Raw genomic sequence first — 4,148 nt, forward strand, 5'->3', positions numbered from 1 at the left:
GCTATGTCGGCAGCGCGGCCAGCCTGAGCTGGTGCTGTTTCTTCTTATCTTCGACGTGAAGGGCCTGCCTGTCGTCGGTTATCACGCGGCTGTCTTTGATGCCTGGCGCCGCTTATTCTCAAGGCACGCATCAAAAGTATCTGATCTTCTCGGCCAGTCAAGATTGATGCATCCACCGTAACCGACGCTACGCGCCACGAAGCTGTCCTCGCCAAGACGATCTCGAAGGTCGCTTATGGAGCCAGCCGGGCAGGCGTACCCGCCACTTGAATGTACGGATTAGGATACGTATATTCCGTACAAGAAACCGTATATTACGGCGGATCATACGGAGAGCTGAGAGATGGTTCCGAAAACTGAGCGCTTTGAAATGAGGTTGGACCCGCGGACCGTCGAGTTGATCGACGATTGGGCAGATGAACACCCGGAGGTGGCATCCCGAGCGGAAGCGATGCGGCAACTCGTCGAGGCCGGCCTGGCGGCTGATGCCAGCCGGGGTCGGCTTAACCCTTCGCGGAGCGAGAAGCTGATCATCTGGTTGCTGACCGAGCTTCTCAAGCAACAGGAAGATTACGAGGATCAGGAAACGGTCAAGCTCATCCAAGATGCCATTTACGGAGGGCATTTCTGGGCGCTTGAATGGACGTTGACCGGCCTCTTCGACCCCCAGAACGACAAGCCTCACGAAGTCGATTTCGTGGCCCGCACGATGACGATGTGGCGCCAGATCGAAAGGGCGGCCGCTAAGTGGAGCGACAAGGACCGCGACCGTGTCGAAGCGGAAACAGGCGAATGGAACCGAGATCCCAAGTTCGACGGGTTCGACGGCAACGAGGAAGGCACCTATTTCAGTATCGCACGGTTCCTCGTCCAAAACATGGGGCGATTCGAAGAGTTCAAGAACAGGTCGCTCAACTCTCATTCCAACCGGGTCGCCGACTACCGGGCGATGCTGGCCGTGTACGATCGCATCGAATGGACACTGACGCGCGATGGTCTCACGCTCGGCGAAGTGATCAAGATCCTGAAGCACGGGTAGGTTCACTGCACCGCCTACCGATGGCACATCGGCAGGTTGAGTTGCCTCTGCCGCGTCGTCACTCGGAAATGTTCATCGGATGTTCCCGCTCACCGCAAGCACGTTTCCGGAGGAAGAGTAGCGTCACTCCACCCACCCCATCACAACGACAAGCGATGGATCACGCTCGGCGCGTGCACGGCGGCGAGGGGAGCGCAGGATCAGCCTCCGACACGCCCCCAGCGCTTGGGGCCGTGGACAGTCGCCATTTGTCGATGAAGGTAAGATAGCTGCCGTTCCGTCGGGAAGCGAAACTGACACTCGCAAAAGGCGCTCAGACGCCGCGAGCTGTTCCCTTAACCCCTGTTAAATTTCGCAAGTTTGATAGAACCTGCTTGTCCACCTGTTCGTCCGAGCAGTTCCAGAGTTCGCTGAGAACCGGATATGCCAAATCCACGTCCCAAGGAGATAGAGGCGCGCCGTTTATCTGGGCGAACGGCGAATCTGTCTCGGTAAGAACGCGCTCGCGCGGCATCATCTCGACTAACTTTCGACCCTTTGCCGATCCGGTCATCAGAGGTCCAATGCTGAACCAGCAGCCGAGCTGAGCGGCCCGCTCCAGCTCGCGAGCACTCCCCGAAAACCAATGCAGGATCGGGGTTCCAGCTGCAGGCTCAGCTTCCAAGAGGTCCAGGACCTTCGAGGCCGCGCGCCGCGAATGCAAACTGATGATGCGTCCGCCTGCCTTGCTGCAAGCGAGCAAAATCCGGCGCAATATCTTCGTCTGCAGCTCAAAGCTGTCGCTCAAATGCGGACTGCCATCGAGCCCAACCTCGCCGACATAGTCCGTCTCTGCCAGAAAATGCTCGAAAAGAGCGATCTCGGTATGCCGCTCGCGCACCAGTTCTGGATGAAGACCCAGAGCGACCCGAACACGACGCCTGTCGCCGATCAGCCGCTTTGTGCCGGTCCAAGCCTTAGGCGTGGTTGTGACTGCGAGAAGATAAACGCCCTTCTTTTCGGCTTCGTCCAGGATCGGTATCGGATCTTTGAACAGGTCAATATGGCAATGAAAATCGATCAAAGGACGCCTTGCACTTGTAGAAATTTCTTAAGCTCATCGAGCCCTCGCTCGGCCACTCCTTGAGCCAACGCGGCATCGCCGACGATCGCCGAATTCAGAGCGCCGCCTATCCATTCTTCCGCACCGTGCGTGTCAACCGTGTGCACCGCCACAGCAACCGAACGGACATCGTCGAAGTCACGGAAACGGCGGCCCGGTGTTCCGAGCGCATCATATTTGTAGGTAGGCGTAGTATCGGCAACACCCCACTTCAAAAAGGACGCGCGCCTCACCAAACAGGGTACACAGCGGCCGCACTGCCGGAAGCCGGTGCGGGCATACCGGCCGCAGCTAGTGGTAGATCCAATGAGTTGCTTCAGAAGCAGTTGGTTCTTGCAACCGGCGAGCATCTCCCCCTTCGTTTTGTACTGGTATGGGTTGACCAGCTTTACGCGTAGCCCAGCGGCATCGAGCAACTCTTGAAGCTTTGCGAGGTAGAACGGATGGGTCGTGCGCGTGCTGAGCGAACCGAGACGCATCGGCGTAAGCGGGACGTTGAGACTGATGAATCCGTTCTCGGGCACAAAGAGCTGAACCGGAGCGCCCTGCCCATATTTTTGCAGGCATGTAGCGGCGAGAACCCCCACACCGAAAAACATCATCGATCTTGCGCGTTGCGATCTCTCTGACCGGCCCGGCGGTGAGGCATTGTGGTTCACCTGCAGATGCATCGCCTGCTTGGCGATCCGCTGGGCGAAAGTGCGCTGGTCGTGCTTGTCGCCCTTGGCGATCTGGCTGACGAGAAAAGGCACATGGCCATCCGCGACGAGGTCCATAGCGCCGATCAGACTGTCCATGCCGCCAGATAGCAAGCAGACGACATCCTCGGTCCGGACCTTGACCGGATTTGGCGGCGCCGGAAGATATCCTCCGCCGATAAACTCCAGCCTCCAAATGTCGGCCGTCAAAAAGCGAAGCGCTTCCTCAAGCCGCGGCGCGGCAGTCGACCAAAAATGCGGATCGATCACCGCGACCGTCAGCTTGATCTGGCGCGTCCATCCATCGGCGCTTGTCGTTCGAGTGCAGCTTTCATCCGCTGCGATCACGGACAGCGCGATCGAAAGGAAATCCCAGGCGCGTGCCGCGGGGCTGAGATTGAGCGCCCGCACTACCGGCGGGATTGTCGCTCCGACAGCACCGATATGCGGCGAGGATCGGTGCCCGTACAGAACGAAGGGCGTGTCGATGCCCGGCGGCAAACTCGTCCCGGTCGGAGCGCAACCTACCGTCGTCACAGGTAGCTCTCGAAGATATCAAAGGTATCGCGCAGAATCGCATCGGACATTGAAGCCGCATTCTGACGGCTCATCGGCTGCGTGCCCCGCCGCGCCCTGAATGCGCGCGCTACCTCCTGGCGCACATACGACTTCATGTCCTGTAGCCGCTCAACGCCTTCCGCGTACGAATCCGCTTTGTCGAGGACCGCCTTTCCGACATCAAGCTCGATCCGGTGAGCGAGATCATGGGCGATATAGCCCTCCACCACCCCATCAATCTGCATCGCGTTCAAATTGGCGAGATCGGCGGTTGGATCGGCTTCCAAGAGTTCGGACAAAGACCTCGACACCGAATCGCGCGCTGCCTCACTATCTTGCGTTCCGTCGACCGGGGCGAGCGCACTGGCGATAAGGTCTGCGATTTCGATCTGCGATTTGCCCGCAAGCTGGGCGGGGTCTAGCGCGACTTCTGGTGGAATTTGCGTCCCGGTACGCAGCGCGTCGAGCACGCCGTAGAGTCCGCCCGCCCTCTGGGACGTTCCTCCCATTCGTCGTGCGGCCGTGGAAGATCCGCCTAGACCGCTGCGAGAGTAATGGCCGAGGCCACGCCTGAGATCGTCCTGGGAACCGCTGCGGGCGAAGCGTCCAAGACTCGTGCGCGCCTGTTGGAACCGGCGCGGCGGCGCCTTGGGAACCGCAGGCGGCAGCGGCAGAGGCTGTGGAGGTTGGGGTAGTTGCGGTTGCGAAGCCGGCGGTCCAGGTGGCGATGGTTGACCGGGCACTCCGGGCG

The 4,148-nt window shown here is 59.7% G+C and carries 5 protein-coding genes; 2 read left to right on the forward strand and 3 right to left on the reverse strand.

Translation table 11 applies throughout. The annotated features are described in order from the left end of the window. Window positions 1-181: hypothetical protein (locus E5X88_RS33255; RefSeq protein ID WP_292168491.1), on the forward strand; the 181-nt coding region annotated here is incomplete at its 5' end. Window positions 182-397: 216 nt separating this feature from the next. Then, window positions 398-1,039 carry a YfbU family protein gene (locus E5X88_RS33260; protein WP_292168493.1) on the forward strand — a complete coding sequence of 214 codons (642 nt, stop codon included), beginning with the start codon at window positions 398-400 and terminating at the stop codon, window positions 1,037-1,039. A gap of 313 nt (window positions 1,040-1,352) precedes the next feature. Here E5X88_RS33260 and qatD read toward each other — a convergent pair whose 3' ends face one another. From qatD to qatB, 3 genes are read right to left on the reverse strand one after another with little or no spacing between them, the layout of a single operon-like run. Beyond that, window positions 1,353-2,102 (reverse strand): Qat anti-phage system TatD family nuclease QatD, encoded by a 750-nt coding sequence (qatD, locus tag E5X88_RS33265; protein WP_292168495.1) that lies wholly within the window; start codon window positions 2,100-2,102, stop codon window positions 1,353-1,355. Continuing rightward, window positions 2,099-3,376, reverse strand: coding sequence for a Qat anti-phage system QueC-like protein QatC (qatC, locus tag E5X88_RS33270; protein WP_292168496.1), 1,278 nt, complete (start codon window positions 3,374-3,376; stop codon window positions 2,099-2,101). The genes qatD and qatC overlap by 4 nt, the downstream gene beginning before the upstream one ends. Beyond that, window positions 3,373-4,140 (reverse strand): Qat anti-phage system associated protein QatB, encoded by a 768-nt coding sequence (gene qatB, locus E5X88_RS33805; RefSeq protein ID WP_366929988.1) that lies wholly within the window; start codon window positions 4,138-4,140, stop codon window positions 3,373-3,375. Before qatB ends, qatC begins: the two co-directional genes overlap by 4 nt. Window positions 4,141-4,148: the final 8 nt, after the last annotated feature.

Source organism: Mesorhizobium sp. (assembly GCF_004962245.1).
Taxonomy (GTDB): Bacteria; Pseudomonadota; Alphaproteobacteria; order Rhizobiales; family Rhizobiaceae; genus Mesorhizobium.